The organism is Paludibacterium paludis (genome assembly GCF_018802605.1).
Classification (GTDB): Bacteria; Pseudomonadota; Gammaproteobacteria; order Burkholderiales; family Chromobacteriaceae; genus Paludibacterium; species Paludibacterium paludis.
On record NZ_CP069161.1, the window covers coordinates 3456030 to 3472489 of the forward strand.

The following is a 16460-nucleotide window of genomic DNA, read 5'->3' on the forward strand; positions in this document are numbered from 1 at the left end:
TCCTGCAAAAAAATGGGCGACGGCGCGAAGGCCAAGCCCGCGCGCCGCTCACCGCGATTCATGTGTAGACTGTTTCGGTCAGCTCAGATACCGGACAAGCCCGGCCAACAGGACAACGAACAGCCACAAGAGCACCGATCGCCATACCAGTCCGACGGCGCTCTTGAGCGCCTGGGGATCGGCTTCGTCGCCGATGCCCAGCTCCGGACGGAATTTGATGGTGTAGTCCTGCTTGAGGGGATCGCCAAGCCGTATGCCGATCGCTCCCGCCGCGGTCGCCAGCAGGATACCCGCGGCGTGGTTCCCCCAGGTTTTGGCCTGGGCGCGCCAGCAGTAGACCGCGTCCTCGAAGTCACCGGTCACGGCGAAGCCCGCGGCGGTAAGGCGCACAGGAATCCAGTCGAGCCACGTGGTGACCTGGGCGGCGAACTCCCCGAAACGCTCCTCCCGGTCGATACGGTCACCCCATTTGCTGCTGAGCATCGTCGACAGGCGGAACACCAGCGCGCCGACCGGGCCGGGCAGCAGCACGAACCAGAACATCGTCCCGAACACGTGACGGTAACTGTCGACAATGCCCTGCTCGATGGCCAGCCGGGAGATCTCGTTCACCGACAGCTCGGCGGTCGGCTGGCCGGTCCACTGGCGCAGCAGATTGCGCGCATCGAAGTCGCGCCCTTCGGACAACGCGAGGGAGATCTCGGAGAACGCGCTGGAAAAATGCCGGAACCCCATCGTCAGATACAGCACAAACACGTTCCACGCCAGCGCCAGCGCCGGCGTGACCGCCGCCAACGCGTAATACACGCCGAGCACGATCAACGCGGGGGGAAGGATGGCCGTCAGCCAGGCCAGCAGGCCATGCCGCCAGGCGCCGGCATTCAGGTTGCGCTCAAGATAGTTCGCATAACGGGTAAACAGCAACCATACCCGGTTGCGGTTCCCCAGGGGGCGCAACTGCTCCAGCGCCAGAGCAAAAATAAGGGATAACAGGGTCATTGGTTAAAGTCGTTGTCTCGGGCCCAGCTTCGAAGATACCACAAAGCGCCACCGCGCCCAAACAAGCCGACGGTCTTGTCATGCCGAGCCGAGATGGCGTCCTCCGACGGGAATGTCGGGCGTGGTGCCGTCCTTGCCGTAGCCAAGCGTGGACGCGGCGCAACTTCTCAGAAAAACCAGCGCTTCGCCGGTGCGCTCAAGACCACGTTCGATGATCGCGCCATTGCGGGCATTTCGCGCCTTGGCCTCTTCCAGCGCGTCCTCCAGGGCGCGCCAGGCGGCGTCGGCTTCGGGCTTGTCCGGCAACCATGCCGCGACGCCCTCCACGGAGTGGATGCCCTTGTCCAGCATCCATTGCGCGCGCGCGCGTCCCCGCTCCTCGATGGTTTCCAGAGCCGCGGCCTTTTCGGCGGCAATGGCTTCCACGCGGCGCATTTCGCCCTTCTCGAGCACGGCGAACTCCTCGTCGAGAAGCGCCACTAGCCGGGACAAGCTTTCCGCTTCGTCCCGGCACAATTCGGCAAATCGTTGGCTGTCAGTCATTCGTGCACCTGCCGGCACGGCCATGGGCCGCCTCCCGGGTTACAGCAGCCCCCGCAGATGCTGGATCAAACCATCCGCCGTCTTGCTGGAGTCGGGCTGATAATCGCCGGACAGCAGGGCGTTGCGGATTTCTTCGACCTTTTTGGCATCGAACGGCTGCACGCTGGCGCTGATCTGCTGATCCGCCGCGATCGCCTGCGAAGTCCGCGAGCTGATGGCCACGGTTTCGGACTTGGCCGGCGCCGTCTGCGAAGCGACGTCTTCGGATTCGGTCCGACGCGGGGTCCGCTTGGACTGGGGCGCAAACACCCCGGTCACGTTGCCCGTGTTATCGATCTTCATGGCGTGTCCTTCCTGACTGCATATGTTCTTACACTCTATTATCGGCGCAAATCCTGCTGTCTTGACAGTCTTTTCGATCAAAACACCACAATCACCGCGCCATCCTCGCGAACCGTGCCGCGGATCACCCGTCCGGCGCCCATTCTCACCGGCACGCTATCCCCCGCCGCAGCGTTGGCCATGGCGGTTCCATCCGCGCTGACCATGAAGCCTTCCCCGATCGCCAGCACCTTGACCCGCTGATTCATTTTAACAACAACCGGGGCTTTTACCATAAAGGAACGCAACCATCCGCCCGCCGGCACTCCGCTGGTCATGGTTTGCCCCACCGCCAGGGACAGATCGCCCAGCACGGTCTGCGTCGCGCTGCCTTCGGGCATGTCGACGAGCCGCACATCGTCGGGGCCGATCGTCTCCCCGGCGCGCAAGGCGCGGTTGGCGACCACGCCGACCCGCGTTTCGCTGATCGAGACGGGAACCCGCAGCGACCAGCCCAGCGACGGACAACTGACATCGACAAAAGTCGATCCTGTCTGCCGCGCTCCCTGCGCCCAACCGGCGAACAGCGCGTCGCACGCGGGAACCGCCAGCCGGCGATCGACCCGTCCTATCGTCCAGCGGGCCTTGCGTTGTGCCAGCTCGCCGGCGACAAACTTGCGGGCCGTCTCTTCCAGACGCGACAGATCCTGGTTGGCGGCCAGCAACGGCGCGGGAATCAGTGCCGCCGCCAGCGCGGCCATCAGCGTGAAAATCTTCAGTTTCATCGCGCCTATTCTACCCGAAGCTCCGCGTAAAGACTGTATGTCGCGATTGACAAACACATAAAGCAAAACAAATACTTTCCATGCGTAGTGCATTTACTTTAAACAACAATACACACAGGGGAAACACATGAAACGACGCCTTGCCGCGCTGGCGACCGCTTGCGCGCTTTCCGCCATGAGCCAGGCCCAAGCCGACTCGACATTCAGCAACATCTATTTCCTTGGCGACAGCCTGTCGGATGTCGGCGTGTACGCCGGCCTCGTCTATGACCCCACCGCCGCCGGCAGCCCCACGCTTGGCGCCAAGGCGCGCTGGCTGACAGGCTACGGCCCCAACTGGACGGATGTGCTCGCCGCCCGGTTCGGCTTCACCTCGGTCGCCAATAGCCCGATCTATAACGCCGCCAACACCAGCCCCACCGGCAACAACTACGCGCAAGGCGGCGCCCAGGCGCAAAGCGGCGCGACCCACAATAACCCGCATGTCGGCCCCGGCGGCGTGCCGACCGAGGACATCCAGGCCCAGTACACCAATTACCTGGCCCAACACGGCGGCAAAATCGACCCCAGGGCGGCCTACGCGGTGTGGATCGGCGGCAACGATCTGAATGGCGCCATCCGCGCAGGACAAGCCTCCAGCGATCCGCAAGGCACCGTCGCCCAGGTATTGAGCAACGCGGCGACCAACACCCTCGGCGTGGTCCGATCCCTCAACGCCCAGGGCGCCGCCGTGGTCATCGTGCCGAACATTCCGGACCCGAGCCGCTCGCCGACCATCCTGTTCGCCGTTCTCGATCAGACACTGGAAGCCGCGGCGCGTGCCCAGTTGCCGGGCAATGCCACGCAAGCCCAGGTGAACGCGCTCAAAACCACTATCGACCAGACCCTCGGCCTTTACGCGACGGTGTTGCAGACCATCGGCTCAACGGCGATCACCACGGAGTCCGACCGAATGGCGGCCTACCAGAACGCCATCAATGGCGTGGCTCAGGGACTGGCCGCCCTGCAGGGCAACCCGGCACTGGCGACCGGTATCGCCGCGCAAATCAGCACCGGAATGAACAGCCTGAAAACCGCCCTCACCACGGCAACGGCCGGCTACAATCAACTGGTGGACATGGGGCTGCAAGGCACGCACGGCGTCATCCGTCCGAATATCAGCGCCCTGTTCTCGGAACTGCTGGCGAACCCGGGCAAATTCGGCATCACCAACATCGCCAGCCCCTACTGCAGCCAGGAGGCGGTGATCTGTACGACACCCCAGATCGCGGCGCAAAGCTATGTGTTTTCCGATGACTTCCACCCGAGCCCGGCCACCTCCCAGATGATCGGCCGCTACATCGCCGACATTCTGGTATCGCCGCGTTTTGGCGGCGCGATACCGGAAGTGTCCCTCACCAGCGCGCGCCAACTGGAAGACGTGCTCTCTTCCCGCTACGAAGCCAACCGCGCGATCCACCGCGCCAAAGGCACCGTGAGCGCCTGGGCGGCGGGCAATTACCGACCCGACAAGTTCAATCTGAATAATCTGAACGGCAAGGTCAAAGGTCAGTTGTTCACCGTCGGCGCCGACTATCAGGCCACCGACAGCCTGATGCTCGGCATCGCCGCTTCACACGCGGGCGGCACGACCGATGTCGGAACACTGGGTACGATCGATAACAGCAGCACGCTGCTGGCGTTCAGCGCCAACTGGCAATCGGGCAATGTGTTCATCGACGGAGATCTGCACATCGGCAACCTCAGCATGACCAGCAAGCGCAACACGCTCACCGGCGCCAAGAACGGCGATGTCGGCGGCGATCAACGGGGCTACCGCATCGCGGCGGGAATGGATTATGAGGCGGGCCCCGTGGTGACCGGACCGCGCCTCGCGGTCAACTATGCGCGGGCGAAGGTCAACACGGTCGCGGAAGGCGGTCACGACAGCACGGCGCAATTCTTCAAGGACCAAAGCGTGTCCTCGCTGACCGGCAGCCTGGGCTGGCAGGTGCGCGCCACGTTCGGCAGGCTGACGCCGTATGCGCGGGTGGATTTCGTCAAGGAATTCAAAAACAAGGATCGCGCGGTGACGGCCGGTCTCAACAGCATGCCGGGCGACTTTACGCTCAATCTTGGCAAACCCGACAGCAATTGGGTCGACACACGGCTTGGGCTGAGCGCCCAGATCAGCAAAACCGTCACGGCCTGGGGCCAGATCGGCGCCACCAGCGGGCGCAAGAGCGGCAACCAGACCACCGCGACGGTCGGCGTTTCCGCCTCGTTCTGACCCCAAAGCCGCCGCGAAGCCGCGGCGGCTTTTCCGGTCTCAGCGCCGTGCGCGCAGGATCAGCGCCTTGACGGCCTCGACATCGGCATCCAGCACGTCGACGCGCTGCGGCAACGCCTCGATGCCGGCCATTGACGCCGGACGCGGGGCGTCGCGGCCCAGCGCTTCGGTGATGGTTTCGGCGAACTTCGCCGGCAGCGCGGTTTCGAGGCACACCACGTTCTCGCCCGGCCGGCGCAGCTCACGCGCCACCTTCACCCCGTCCGCGGTGTGCGGATCGATCACCACGCCGTCGCTGTCGGCCACCGCCCGGATGGTCGCAAGCCGGTCGGCGTGACAGCTCTTCCCCGCCGCGAAACCTGCCTCCCCGATGGCGCGAGCCAGGCCGTCGGCACCGATATCGAAACCTTCGCCACGCTCGACATCGCGCCACAACGACGCGATCCGCGCCGGATCCCGATCCGCCAGATCGAAAACGAAACGCTCGAAATTGGACGCTTTGGAGATGTCCATCGACGGGCTGGAGGTCACCCGGGTTTCGGCGCTGCCGCGCGGGCGGTAACGCCCCTCCCGGAAAAACTCGCACAGCACGTCGTTCTCATTGGTCGCGACGATCAGCCGGTCGACGGGCAAACCCATGCGCCGCGCGATATAGCCCGCGCAAACGTTGCCGAAGTTGCCCGACGGGACGCAAAAGCTCACCCGTTCGTCGTTGCCCGATGTCGCCGCGAAATAGCCGCGGAAATAGTAAACAACCTGGGCGACAACCCGCGCCCAGTTGATCGAGTTCACCGTGCCGATGCGGTTTTCCGCCTTGAAAGCGGCATCCGCCGACACCGCCTTGACGATGTCCTGACAATCGTCGAAGGTGCCGCGGATGGCGATATTGTGAATGTTCGCGTCCTGCAGGGAATACATCTGCGCGCGCTGGAACGCGCTCATGCGCCCCTCCGGCGACAGCATGAACACCGATATCCCCGCCTTGCCGCGCATCGCGTATTCGGCCGCGCTGCCGGTGTCGCCCGACGTGGCGCCCAGGATGTTCAGCGTCTCGCCGCGCAGGCCAAGAACATACTCGAACAGATTGCCGAGCAACTGCATCGCCATGTCCTTGAACGCGAGGGTCGGTCCGTTGGACAAACCAAGCAGCGCGATGCCGTCTTTCAGACGAACCAGCGGGGTGATGGCGTCGCTGCCGAACACCTCGGCGCGGTAGGTCGCGCGGGTCATGCGACGAAGTTCGCCCTCGGGAATGCCATCGGCGAAGAGCCGCAGGATTTCGAAGGCCAGATCCGCATACGGGAGGCCGCGCCACGCATCGAGCATCGCGCGGTCCACCGCGGGATAGCTTTCCGGCATCGCAAGCCCCCCGTCGGGAGCCAAGCCCATCAGGAGGATCTCGGAAAAGGTTTTGGGGGGCATGCCGCCCCGGGTGCTGATGTATCGCATTGTCCCTGGTCTTTTTTTGTCAGCCGTTCAACTCTTCCATGCGCAGGCGCACCACCTTGCCCGCCACACTCTCCAGCGCCTCGATGGCCGAGATGGCCAGATTGGCGTTGCGTTCCTTCACGCGATGAGTGAGGATCACCACCTCGGCCGAACCGTCCGAGACCGACCCCTTCTGGATCACCGCTTCGATTGAAATGCCATTCCCGGCCAGGATGCGCGTGATATCGGCGAGCACGCCGGCCCGGTCGGCCGCCTGGATGCGCAGGTAATAGCTGCTCACCACGTCCTCGATCGGCAGGATGGGCAGATCTTCGAGACGGTCCGGCTGAAAGGCCAGATGCGGCACCTGATGGCCCGGATCCGCCGTCAAGAGGCGGGTCACATCGACCAGATCCGCGACCACGGCCGAGGCGGTCGGCAGCGCGCCGGCGCCCGCGCCGTAATAGAGCGTCGGTCCCACGGCGTCGCCGCTGGCGAGCACCGCGTTCATCACGCCGTTCACATTGGCGATCAAACGGCCCTCCGGAATCAGTGTCGGATGCACGCGCAATTCAATGCCTTCCTTGGTGCGGCGGGTCAGACCGAGCAATTTGACGCGGTAGCCCAGCTCTTCGGCATAGCGGATGTCCTTGGCGGTCAACTGGCTGATGCCTTCGAGGTAACACTTCGCGAACTGCATCGGAATGCCGAACGCGATGGCCGACATGATGGTCAGCTTGTGACCGGCATCGTGGCCCTCCACATCGAAAGTGGGATCGGCCTCCGCGTAACCGAGCCGCTGCGCTTCGGCCAGCACATCGGCGAAGTTCGCGCCTTTTTCACGCATCTCGGTCAGGATGAAATTGGATGTGCCGTTGATGATGCCGGCGATCGATTCGATGCGATTGGCGGACAGGCCCTCGCGCAGCGCCTTGATGATCGGGATGCCGCCGGCCACGGCCGCCTCGAAAGCCACCATCACGCCCTTTTCGTGGGCCAGCGCGAAAATCTCATTGCCGTGTTCGGCGAGCAGTTTCTTGTTGGCCGTCACCACATGCTTGCCGTTGGCAATGGCCTTGAGCACCAGATCGCGCGCGATGCTGGTGCCGCCGATCAGTTCCACCACGATGTCAACCTCGGGGTGCTCGACGATCCGGAACGCGTCATCCACCACGGTCACATCGGGACCGCACACGCTCTTCGCACGTTCGACATCGCGGTTGGCCGCCATGAACAACCGGATGGTGCGCCCGGCGCGGCGGCTGATCTCCTCGGCGTTGCGTTTAAGTACGGTGGCGGTACCGCCACCGACTGTCCCCACGCCCATCAGTCCGACATTGATCGGCTTCATGTTTTCTCCTTCAAAACTGGCAAAATCGCGTTTCGTTCAATCATGATAAAAAAGGGGCCGCGAGAGGCCCCTTTTCAAAGCGGTGTCCGGCCCGGAGGGCATCAGAGCGAGCCATGCTGCTTGCGGACATTTTCCAGAAAGCGCGCGATGCGCCCGATGGCGTCCGTCAAATCGTCCGTATTCGGTAGGAATACCACGCGGAAGTGATCCGGGGCAACCCAATTGAAGCCGGTGCCCTGCACCAGCAGCACCTTCTCCTGCTGCAACAGTTCGAGGATGAACTGCTGGTCGTCGGCGATCGGATACACGGCAGGATCGAGGCGCGGGAACAGGTACAGCGCGCCTTGCGGTTTCACGCAGGAGACCCCCGGAATCTCGGTGAGAAGCTTCCAGGCCAGATCCCGTTGCCGGCACAAGCGGCCGTGCGGCGCCACCAAGTCGTCGATGCTCTGATAGCCGCCCAGCGCGGTCTGGATCGCGTGCTGCCCCTGGACATTGGCGCACAGCCGCATCGAACAGAGCATGTTCAGCCCCTCGATATAATCCCGGGCGTGACGCTTCTCGCCGGAGACGATCAGCCAGCCCACCCGGAAACCGGCCGCGCGGTAATTCTTCGACAGGCCGTTAAGGGTGATGCACAGCACGTCCGGAGCCAGCGACGCGATCGAGGTATGGCTGACACCGTCGTAGAGCACCTTGTCGTAGATTTCGTCGGCGTAAATGATCAGCTGATGCTGGCGCGCGATCTCCACGATATGAGCGAGCAGTTCGGGCGGATAGACCGCGCCGGTCGGATTGTTGGGATTGATGATGACGATCGCCCGGGTGTTCGGGGTGATCTTGGCGCGGATATCGTCAAGGTCGGGAAACCATCCGGCGCTCTCGTCGCACAGATAATGCACCGCCCGTCCGCCGGCGAGGCTCACGGCCGCGGTCCACAGCGGGTAGTCCGGCGCCGGCACCAGTACTTCGTCGCCGGCATCCAGCAGCGCCTGCATCGCCACCATGATCAGTTCGGACACCCCGTTGCCGATATAGATGTCCTCCATGCCGACATTGGGCAGCGCCTTCTCCTGGGCGTAATGCATGATGGCCTTGCGGGCGGCGAACAGACCCTTGGAGTCGGAATAGCCCGATGCGCCGGGCAGATTGACGATCACGTCCTCGATGATCTCGTCCGGCGCGAAGAAGCCGAACGGCGCGGGATTGCCGATGTTGAGCTTGATGATGCGGTGGCCCTCGTCCTCCATTTTCCTGGCGTGTTCGAGAACCGGTCCGCGGATGTCGTAGCAGACGTTGGCGAGTTTCTGGGATTTGTGTACGGGCTGCATGGCGATCCGATGTTCCCGCCGTTCGGACTCCGAGCCCGAGGGCTGGTTTCGCGAGCGGCGCGGCGAGGTTTTTCTGGTCATGGTTTTCGCGTCGGCGACGCGATCCGCGTCTGTCCAACCGGCATTCGATGGGTATAATCCTATCCCAATCCGTGGTGCGCTGCACTAACGGGATTTGCCACCCACAAGGACCTCTTTCATGAAACTCCATCTGGCCAGCGGCGAAGGCCAAAATCTCTTCACCGGCTACGGCGACGGCCATGTGCTGATCAACCGGGAGCGACACGACGGCAACCTGATCGTCACCCCCGATTCGGTCCGCCCCTGGGAGGTCGAACGCTTCGAGGCGCTGAGCGAAGCGCATTTCACAGGACTGCTCGGTGACAGCCCCGAAGTCGTGATCGTCGGCACCGGCCCCACCCAGCGTTTTTTCCACCCCCGGCTGACCGCCGCGTTGACCGATGCCGGTATCGGCGTGGAAATCATGGATACCCGCGCCGCCTGCCGGACCTACAACATTCTGCTCGCGGAAGGACGCCGGGTGATCGCCGTCATTCTCACCTGAGCGGTCATTTGTGAAAACGGCCCGCGCCAGCTAAAACGGAGGAGGTAGGCTGATGGGTGGCGGGAGGCAATGATCATGCGTCTGAAAACAGCCGTTTGCGCGGGACTACTCCTGTTCACTATCGCCTCGCGGGCCGTGGAGCTGAAAATCGTTCGGGGAGACGGCCAGTATCCGCCCTATGAAATGCAGGAAAATGGCGCGCTGTCCGGACTGCATGTCGACCTGATCAACCACATCGCCAGACAGATCGGCTGCACCGTGACCTGGCAAAGCGTCCCTTGGCTGCGCGCCCAGTCGATGATTCGTTCCGGCGAGGCCGATGCCATCACCTTCATGAGCCGCACTCCGGAGCGCGAAACGTTCGCGATCTTTCTTGACGACAACACGCTCAGCGTCACCCGTTCCGCGCTGTTCGTGCTCGCCGGCAATCCCCGGCACGTCACATGGAACCAGAACCTCGCGGGGCTCGAGCCCTATACCATCGGTGTCCTGCGCGGCTACGCCTACTCGCCGGAATTCGACCAGGCGGCCAGCCTGAAAAAAATGCCCGTCGCCGCCACCAACGAACAGTTGCTGCAAATGCTTCATGCCGGGCGTTTCGACTTGGCGGTCGGCGACATGGACCAGTTCCGTTATCTGTCCCGCCACGGCAAAAACATGCCGGCCATCGAGTTTCTTGCCCCACCGCTGGCGGCGCGCCCCAATTACCTGGCGTTCTCCCGGGCGGGCCACAATGCGGCGCTGGCAAGGCAATTCGCCGAGACCCTCGCCGCGTTCAAGAAAACCGCCCGTTATACGGAACTCGTGGCCCGCTACCGGCAGGAAGAATAACGCGCCGTCACTCGGGCTTGGCGAACGACTCGAACGCCTGCAGCGCCTCGGCGGCCGTCATCAGCGACGGGCCGCCGCCCATGTAGATAGCGACCTGCAGCATCTCCATGAACTCTTCGCGAGAGCACTCCAGCTCGGCCAGGGCCTTGGCATGGAACGCCAGACAGCCCTGGCAGCGGTTGGCGATGCCGATCGCCATGGCCATCAGCTCCTTGGTCTTGTGCGACAACGCGCCGTCGGTGTTGGCCGCGCGGCTCATCATGCCGAAACCTTTCAGGGTGTCCGGCATCGCTTGGCGCATCTTGGCAAGCTGGGCGGAGAGTTCTTCGGTCAGCACGGGATAGTTGTAACTCATGGTATCTCCTTTCATGGCAAAAGAAATGGATCACGACACGTTCATTTACATTATATATTATTATATATTATATAGCATGCCAAGCATGAAAAAAGGGGCCGCAGCCCCTCGTGTTCTCATCCATGCAGCCATCCGCTGATCAGCAACACCGCCAACAGGATAGCGATCAGCGCCAGCCAGAAATTCTGCCGCTTCTGCTCGCGCATCAGGTGCATATACCCTTCGACCACCAGCTCCGTGCGATTTGCCGATACCAATTCGTTGAATTTGCGCGGCAACTGGGGCAAGGTCGCCGCCCATTGCGGCGCCTCGTGCTTGAGCGAACGCACGAAACCGCGCCAGCCGACCTGCTCGTTCATCCACTTGACGAGAAAAGGCTTGGCGGTGTCCCACAGGTCCAGATGCGGATCCAGTTGCCGCCCCAGACCTTCGATGTTCAGCAGGGTTTTTTGCAGTAGCACCAGCTGTGGCTGGATTTCGACATTGAAGCGCCGGCTGGTCTCGAACAGGCGCAGCAACACCATACCGAAGGAAATCTCCGACAGCGGTTTCTCGAAGATCGGTTCGCACACGGTCCGCACCGCCGCCTCCAGCTCCTCTGCCCGTGTGTCCGCGGGCACCCAACCGGACTCGATGTGCGCGGTGGCCACGCGCCGGTAATCGCGATTGAAGAACGCCAGGAAATTGACCGCCAAGTAATGCTTGTCGACGTCGGTCAGGCTGCCGACGATGCCGAAGTCCAGCGCGATGTAGCGCCCGTCGGCGGCGACGAAAATGTTGCCAGGGTGCATGTCCGCGTGAAAGAAACCATGGCGGAACACCTGGGTGAAGAAAATCTCCACGCCGAAACGCGACAGTTTCTTCAGGTCGACCCCATCCGCCCGAAGCCGCTCGATCTGCGAGATCGGCGTGCCATGCATCCATTCCAGCGTCAGAACGTCGCGGCGGGTATGGTCGTAGAACACTTCCGGCACGATCAGCATGTCCGATCCGACGAAATTGCGTCGCAACTGATTGGCGTTGGCCGCCTCGTGCATCATATCCAGTTCGTCATGCAGGTACTTGTCGAACTCGGCGACCACCTCGCGAGGCCTGAGCCGCTTGCCGTCGGCGAAGAACCGCTCGACCCAGCTTGCCAGCGTGCGCATCAGGGCCAGATCCTGCTCGATCACGGGCAAAATGCCGGGGCGCAGCACCTTCACGGCCACCTCGCGCCCACGCTCCCCATCCCGGCCTCTCAGCCATGCCTTGTGCACCTGGGCAACCGACGCGCTGGCGACAGGCTCATCCTGGAAATCGACGTACACGTCTTCGACCGGACACCCGAAACTGCGTTCGATCACGGCGCGTGCCTCGGCGCCATCGAACGGCGGCACCTTGTCCTGCAACCGGGCAAGCTCGTCGGCGTAATCGGGGGGCAGCAAGTCGCGCCGGGTGGACAACACCTGGCCGAATTTCACGAAAATCGGCCCCAGCGACTCCAACGCCTCGCGCGTGCGCGCCGGCAGGGGCGCCGAGGTATCTCGCGGCAGCGGAACCCAGCTCAGCAGAGTATGAACGAATCCCAGCCTGCTGTGGCCGCGCAGAAAGTCATCCAGGCCAAAGCGCCAGAACGTCGAAAAAATCTTGAAGGAACGGGAGAGGCGCATAATCGTCAGTGAGAATGGCGTTGCAGGGCATCTTCCGCGCGCCGCAAGCGCTTTTCGAAACGCTCGCAGTCGTCGCGCAATTCATCGATCGCCGTCACGCTGGCATCGACATCGGATTTGCGGGCCAAAAGCGGTGCTTCGTCGCGCAGATGCTCGATCCAGGACTCGGCCAGGCGCCAGACGATCTCGCCACGCGCACCGGCCATCCGCCGCACGGCCCGCTCGGCGCGGCTCGCCGCCGCATCGCCGGCCAGGCGGGAGAGATCCTCGACCCAATGCCAGGAAAGCCGCCCCGAAATCCGGGCCAGTTCGCCGGCCAACTCGGCGTCCCCTTCCATGGCGATATCCGACAGCGCCGGATCCTTGCCGGCGAGGGCCGACAGAACGGCGGCATGGGAAAGCGCGAGCACCGCTTCGGGTTCGCCGTCGCATTCGGCGAGCCAGCCTTCGCCGGTGACGACGCCGCTGACGAGAACGGGCGGCACGCGCCAGGCCACACGGCGTCCGGCGTGCGCCGCGAGCATGGCGCGCGCCTCGGGAGTCTGCTTGAGCAGGTGATTGAATACGGCCAGTCCAATACGCATCGCGACCTCACGAATAGGGGAATCCCCGGAACGGGTCGCCGCCCGTCCGGAAAATCAGAACACGTAGCCCTTGTGCAAGGCCACCACGCCGCCGGTCAGGTTGTGGTAATCGACCTTGTCGAATCCCGCGTCGAGCATCATGCCCTTGAGGGTTTCCTGATCCGGGTGCATGCGGATCGACTCGGCCAGATAACGGTAGCTCTCGGCATCGTTGGCGATCAGCTTGCCCATCAGCGGCAAGGCCTTGAAGGAATACAGATCATAGAAGGGCGCGAGCGGTTTCCACACGCGGGAAAACTCCAGCACCAGCAGACGTCCGCCCGGCCTGAGCACGCGGCGCATTTCCTTGAGCGCCGCCTCCTTGTGCGTCATGTTGCGCAGGCCGAAGGCCACCGAGACGCAATCGAAATAACGGTCCGGGAAAGGAAGTTTTTCCGCATCGGCGAGCGAAACGGGAAGAATCAGCCCCTCATCCATCAGGCGATCGCGCCCCACTGTCAGCATCGAACTGTTGATGTCGGTGAGCCACACTTCGCCGCTCTTGCCGGTCCGGCGCGCCCAGCCGCGGGCCAGATCGCCGGTGCCGCCGGCGATGTCCAGTACTTTGTCGCCGGGGCCGACGCCCGAGGTATTCAGCGTGAAGTGCTTCCAGATACGGTGCATTCCGCCCGACATGACATCATTCATCACATCGTATTTCTGCGCCACCGAATGGAAAACCTCGGCGACCTTGCCGGCCTTTTCGCCTTCGGAAACCGTTTTGAATCCGAAATGTGTCGTTTTATCCATTGTCATGCCCGTACTCGTTCAAGAGAAGGCCGATGGATCGGGGTCGCGGCTGGCGCCGGCCTCGTCCAGTCGGGTCAGATAGGCTTGCCAGTATTCCGACTGGCGCGTGCCCAGCTCATAAAGGTATTCCCACGTATACAACCCGTTGCGGTGCCCGTCGTCGAACACCAGGCGCAGCGCGTAGTGACCGACCTGTTCGACGGACAGAATCGCCACGCCCCGCTTGCCGGTCTGCAGGATTTCATTTCCGACGCCATGGCCGCGCACCTCCGCCGACGGCGAGCGTACGCGCAGGTACTCCGCCGGAAGGGAAAACCGCCGACCATCGTCGAACCCGACCTCTAGGGTTTTCGAGACGGCGTGCAGGCAGATTTCCACCGGAAGCGGCGCGGCGCTCATCGCCCGGTACCTTCGCGCTTTTCCAGCAGCATCGCGTCCCCGTAACTGAAGAAACGGTATTCGTGCTCCACCGCGTGGCGGTAGGCCTCGCGCATGGTTTCAAACCCGGAAAACGCCGACACCAGCATCAGCAAGGTGGACTTGGGCAGGTGGAAATTGGTCAGGAGCCGGTCGACCACGCGGAACCGGTATCCCGGCGTAATGAAAATATCGGTCTCGCCACGGCCGGCGACCAGCTCGCCCGAACGGGCCGCGGACTCCAGCGCGCGCACGCTCGTGGTGCCGATCGCCATCACGCGGCGCCCGGCGCGCCTGGCGCGGGCGATGCACTCGACCGTGGCGACGGGGATCTCATAGCGTTCGCTGTGCATCACATGATCGGCGATATCGTCGACGCGCACCGGCATGAAGGTACCCGCGCCCACATGCAGCGTCACCCACGCCAGCTCCACACCTTTTTCCTCGAGCGCCTGAAGCATCGATTCGGTGAAATGCAGCCCGGCGGTCGGCGCCGCGACGGCGCCCTGTTCGCGGGCATACACGGTCTGATAGCGGCTGTCGTCGTCGCCGTCGGCGCTGCGGTCGATATAAGGCGGCAACGGCAGGCTTCCGGAAGCCTCCATGATGTCGTAGACCGACTCCCCCTCCTCGAAACGCAGGCGGAACAGATCGCCGGCACGCTCGACCATCGTGGCGTGCCAGCGTCCGGCAAAGATCAGGGTGGTACCCGGTTTCGGCGATTTGGAGGCACGCACATGCGCCAACGCTTCATGCGGGCCGGTCACCCGTTCGATGAGAGCCTCGACACGGCCGCCCGAGGCCTTCTCGCCGAACAGCCGCGCTTTCACCACGCGGGTATCGTTGAACACCAGCACGTCTCCGGCCGACACCCGCCCCAGAAAATCATCGAAGCATCCATCGGTCAGATTCGGGCCGTCCACATGCAAAAGTCGGCTCTGCCCGCGTACGGCGGGAGGATGCTGGGCGATCAGGCGATCGGGCAGGTGATAATCGAAATCGGCAAGCTGCATGGTCGTCACGGACGTTCAAATGGACTGATTATACCCGCGACTCACCCCTTGCGGGCAGATGCTCCGTTGATAGTCATTTGCATCAGATCAAAGGGTTTTCCGCAAAGAAGGCCACAATGGCATCTTGCCGAAGCCGCCGACATCAATTAGTGTATCTGCTCGGTCCCGTTAAATGACAATAGCAAAACACTGACAAACATCCGTTTGAATTTCAGTAAAAGCTAGACATCTTGCTGCCATTTGCGGCAAACTCGCGCCCATGATTAAACGAGGAACTCAAGTTTTGGCCCGAACCATACTTGTGCTGCACGGCCCCAACCTGAACCTGTTGGGGGTCCGTGAACCCGAGCACTACGGCAGTCAAACACTTGAAGACATCGACCGGAATCTGGTGAAGCTGGCCACGGCCCAGGGTCATCGGTTAACCACCCTGCAAAGCAACGCCGAGCATGTCCTGGTGGAACGAATCCACGCAGCGATGAGCGACGGCACCGATTTCATCATCATCAATCCGGCTGCCTTCACCCATACCAGCGTCGCCCTGAGGGATGCGCTCTCGGCGGTCAGGATTCCGTTCGTCGAAGTCCACCTCTCCAATATTCACGCCCGAGAACCGTTCCGCCGCCACTCCTATTTCTCCGATATCGCGGAGGGAGTCGTCGCCGGTCTTGGCGCCCACGGTTACGAACTGGCACTGGCCTACGCGCTCGCGCACTCGCCCGCGCACCAGTGACGTCACGAACATAGCTTCCGAAGGATGACCCTAATGGATCTGCGTAAACTCAAGAAACTCATCGATCTGGTCGAAGAATCCGGCATCGCCGAACTCGAAGTGACCGAAGGCGAAGAAAAGGTGCGCATCACCCGCGTCACCGCAAACGCCCAGCTGGCCTACGCCCAGCCGATGACCGCCGTCCAGGTCCCCCCGCCCGTGCAGGCTCCCGCGGCCGCACCCGCCGTGGAAACCCCGGCGGCGCCCGATCTGTCCAACGCCGTCAAGTCGCCCATGGTCGGCACGTTCTACCGCTCCCCGAGCCCGGGCGCCAAGATGTTTGTCGAAGTCGGCAGTCAGGTCAATGTCGGCGATACCCTGTGCATCATCGAAGCGATGAAACTGATGAACGAAATCGAAGCGGACCGCGCCGGCACGGTGAAAGCCATCCTGGTGGTGGACGGTCAGCCGGTGGAATATGGCGAACCGCTGTTCATCATTGAATAAGTCCCTGACCG

General features: G+C 62.9%; 18 protein-coding genes. 5 read left to right on the top strand and 13 right to left on the bottom strand.

All coding sequences use genetic code 11. From position 1 onward, the window contains the following. Positions 1-78: 78 nt before the first annotated feature. The 4 genes from JNO50_RS16005 to flgA all read right to left on the bottom strand — a co-directional run bounded on the left by JNO50_RS16005 (position 79) and on the right by flgA (position 2648). The gene (locus JNO50_RS16005; RefSeq protein ID WP_189529920.1) at positions 79-999 is read right to left on the bottom strand and encodes a CobD/CbiB family protein; all 921 of its coding nucleotides are present in this window, start codon (positions 997-999) and stop codon (positions 79-81) included. Positions 1000-1077: 78 nt separating this feature from the next. Then, positions 1078-1542 (bottom strand): flagella synthesis protein FlgN, encoded by a 465-nt coding sequence (locus JNO50_RS16010; RefSeq protein ID WP_189529918.1) that lies wholly within the window; start codon positions 1540-1542, stop codon positions 1078-1080. Between the two features lie 39 nt (positions 1543-1581). Next, the gene (gene flgM, locus JNO50_RS16015; protein ID WP_189529916.1) at positions 1582-1884 is read right to left on the bottom strand and encodes a flagellar biosynthesis anti-sigma factor FlgM; all 303 of its coding nucleotides are present in this window, start codon (positions 1882-1884) and stop codon (positions 1582-1584) included. Between the two features lie 77 nt (positions 1885-1961). Beyond that, positions 1962-2648 carry a flagellar basal body P-ring formation chaperone FlgA gene (flgA, locus tag JNO50_RS16020; RefSeq protein WP_229804385.1) on the bottom strand — a complete coding sequence of 229 codons (687 nt, stop codon included), beginning with the start codon at positions 2646-2648 and terminating at the stop codon, positions 1962-1964. A gap of 127 nt (positions 2649-2775) precedes the next feature. Between flgA and JNO50_RS16025 the strand changes: the two genes are divergently transcribed. Next, positions 2776-4917, top strand: a complete 2142-nt coding sequence (locus tag JNO50_RS16025) for an autotransporter outer membrane beta-barrel domain-containing protein (RefSeq protein WP_189529908.1) — start codon at positions 2776-2778, stop codon at positions 4915-4917. A 39-nt stretch (positions 4918-4956) separates the two neighbouring features. Here JNO50_RS16025 and thrC read toward each other — a convergent pair whose 3' ends face one another. From thrC to JNO50_RS16040, 3 genes are all read right to left on the bottom strand, one after another. Next, positions 4957-6366, bottom strand: a complete 1410-nt coding sequence (gene thrC / locus JNO50_RS16030) for a threonine synthase (RefSeq protein ID WP_189529900.1) — start codon at positions 6364-6366, stop codon at positions 4957-4959. A 19-nt stretch (positions 6367-6385) separates the two neighbouring features. Continuing rightward, the gene (locus JNO50_RS16035; protein ID WP_189529898.1) at positions 6386-7696 is read right to left on the bottom strand and encodes a homoserine dehydrogenase; all 1311 of its coding nucleotides are present in this window, start codon (positions 7694-7696) and stop codon (positions 6386-6388) included. 101 nt (positions 7697-7797) lie between these two features. Beyond that, positions 7798-9027, bottom strand: a complete 1230-nt coding sequence (locus tag JNO50_RS16040) for a pyridoxal phosphate-dependent aminotransferase (RefSeq protein WP_189529896.1) — start codon at positions 9025-9027, stop codon at positions 7798-7800. Between the two features lie 199 nt (positions 9028-9226). Here JNO50_RS16040 and JNO50_RS16045 point away from each other — a divergent pair, with 199 nt between their 5' ends. Together JNO50_RS16045 and JNO50_RS16050 are read left to right on the top strand one after the other, a co-directional pair. Next, positions 9227-9592 (top strand): Mth938-like domain-containing protein, encoded by a 366-nt coding sequence (locus JNO50_RS16045; RefSeq protein WP_189529894.1) that lies wholly within the window; start codon positions 9227-9229, stop codon positions 9590-9592. Between the two features lie 75 nt (positions 9593-9667). Beyond that, the gene (locus JNO50_RS16050; RefSeq protein WP_189529891.1) at positions 9668-10423 is read left to right on the top strand and encodes a substrate-binding periplasmic protein; all 756 of its coding nucleotides are present in this window, start codon (positions 9668-9670) and stop codon (positions 10421-10423) included. A 7-nt stretch (positions 10424-10430) separates the two neighbouring features. Here the strand turns inward: JNO50_RS16050 and JNO50_RS16055 are convergent, their stop codons facing one another. The 6 genes from JNO50_RS16055 to queA all read right to left on the bottom strand — a co-directional run bounded on the left by JNO50_RS16055 (position 10431) and on the right by queA (position 15230). Continuing rightward, a complete protein-coding gene (locus tag JNO50_RS16055) occupies positions 10431-10778 on the bottom strand; it encodes a carboxymuconolactone decarboxylase family protein (protein WP_189529890.1) in 348 nt (115 codons plus the stop codon). 116 nt (positions 10779-10894) lie between these two features. Further along, positions 10895-12427 carry a ubiquinone biosynthesis regulatory protein kinase UbiB gene (ubiB, locus tag JNO50_RS16060; RefSeq protein WP_189529888.1) on the bottom strand — a complete coding sequence of 511 codons (1533 nt, stop codon included), beginning with the start codon at positions 12425-12427 and terminating at the stop codon, positions 10895-10897. A gap of 5 nt (positions 12428-12432) precedes the next feature. After that, on the bottom strand, positions 12433-13011 hold the full coding sequence (locus JNO50_RS16065) for a ubiquinone biosynthesis accessory factor UbiJ (RefSeq protein WP_189529886.1): 579 nt from the start codon (positions 13009-13011) through the stop codon (positions 12433-12435). A gap of 54 nt (positions 13012-13065) precedes the next feature. After that, entirely contained in the window at positions 13066-13800 is a 735-nt protein-coding gene (gene ubiE / locus JNO50_RS16070) for a bifunctional demethylmenaquinone methyltransferase/2-methoxy-6-polyprenyl-1,4-benzoquinol methylase UbiE (RefSeq protein ID WP_189530814.1), read from the bottom strand. A gap of 18 nt (positions 13801-13818) precedes the next feature. Next, on the bottom strand, positions 13819-14199 hold the full coding sequence (locus JNO50_RS16075; protein ID WP_189529884.1) for a gamma-butyrobetaine hydroxylase family protein: 381 nt from the start codon (positions 14197-14199) through the stop codon (positions 13819-13821). Beyond that, entirely contained in the window at positions 14196-15230 is a 1035-nt protein-coding gene (queA, locus tag JNO50_RS16080) for a tRNA preQ1(34) S-adenosylmethionine ribosyltransferase-isomerase QueA (protein ID WP_189530812.1), read from the bottom strand. The genes JNO50_RS16075 and queA overlap by 4 nt, the downstream gene beginning before the upstream one ends. A gap of 259 nt (positions 15231-15489) precedes the next feature. Between queA and aroQ the strand changes: the two genes are divergently transcribed. Both aroQ and accB read left to right on the top strand, forming a co-directional pair. Next, complete coding sequence (gene aroQ / locus JNO50_RS16085) at positions 15490-15963, top strand: type II 3-dehydroquinate dehydratase (protein ID WP_189529882.1); 474 nt, start codon at positions 15490-15492, stop codon at positions 15961-15963. A gap of 33 nt (positions 15964-15996) precedes the next feature. Continuing rightward, complete coding sequence (accB, locus tag JNO50_RS16090; protein WP_189529880.1) at positions 15997-16449, top strand: acetyl-CoA carboxylase biotin carboxyl carrier protein; 453 nt, start codon at positions 15997-15999, stop codon at positions 16447-16449. Positions 16450-16460 lie beyond the last annotated feature (11 nt).

Coding starts and splice junctions, on each gene's coding strand:
- JNO50_RS16005 (WP_189529920.1), bottom strand. CDS start 999: ATGACCCTGTTATCCCTTATTTTTGCTCTGGCGCTGGAGCAGTTGCGC.
- JNO50_RS16010 (WP_189529918.1), bottom strand. CDS start 1,542: ATGACTGACAGCCAACGATTTGCCGAATTGTGCCGGGACGAAGCGGAA.
- flgM (WP_189529916.1), bottom strand. CDS start 1,884: ATGAAGATCGATAACACGGGCAACGTGACCGGGGTGTTTGCGCCCCAG.
- flgA (WP_229804385.1), bottom strand. CDS start 2,648: ATGAAACTGAAGATTTTCACGCTGATGGCCGCGCTGGCGGCGGCACTG.
- JNO50_RS16025 (WP_189529908.1), top strand. CDS start 2,776: ATGAAACGACGCCTTGCCGCGCTGGCGACCGCTTGCGCGCTTTCCGCC.
- thrC (WP_189529900.1), bottom strand. CDS start 6,366: ATGCGATACATCAGCACCCGGGGCGGCATGCCCCCCAAAACCTTTTCC.
- JNO50_RS16035 (WP_189529898.1), bottom strand. CDS start 7,696: ATGAAGCCGATCAATGTCGGACTGATGGGCGTGGGGACAGTCGGTGGC.
- JNO50_RS16040 (WP_189529896.1), bottom strand. CDS start 9,027: ATGCAGCCCGTACACAAATCCCAGAAACTCGCCAACGTCTGCTACGAC.
- JNO50_RS16045 (WP_189529894.1), top strand. CDS start 9,227: ATGAAACTCCATCTGGCCAGCGGCGAAGGCCAAAATCTCTTCACCGGC.
- JNO50_RS16050 (WP_189529891.1), top strand. CDS start 9,668: ATGCGTCTGAAAACAGCCGTTTGCGCGGGACTACTCCTGTTCACTATC.
- JNO50_RS16055 (WP_189529890.1), bottom strand. CDS start 10,778: ATGAGTTACAACTATCCCGTGCTGACCGAAGAACTCTCCGCCCAGCTT.
- ubiB (WP_189529888.1), bottom strand. CDS start 12,427: ATGCGCCTCTCCCGTTCCTTCAAGATTTTTTCGACGTTCTGGCGCTTT.
- JNO50_RS16065 (WP_189529886.1), bottom strand. CDS start 13,011: ATGCGTATTGGACTGGCCGTATTCAATCACCTGCTCAAGCAGACTCCC.
- ubiE (WP_189530814.1), bottom strand. CDS start 13,800: ATGGATAAAACGACACATTTCGGATTCAAAACGGTTTCCGAAGGCGAA.
- JNO50_RS16075 (WP_189529884.1), bottom strand. CDS start 14,199: ATGAGCGCCGCGCCGCTTCCGGTGGAAATCTGCCTGCACGCCGTCTCG.
- queA (WP_189530812.1), bottom strand. CDS start 15,230: ATGCAGCTTGCCGATTTCGATTATCACCTGCCCGATCGCCTGATCGCC.
- aroQ (WP_189529882.1), top strand. CDS start 15,490: ATGATTAAACGAGGAACTCAAGTTTTGGCCCGAACCATACTTGTGCTG.
- accB (WP_189529880.1), top strand. CDS start 15,997: ATGGATCTGCGTAAACTCAAGAAACTCATCGATCTGGTCGAAGAATCC.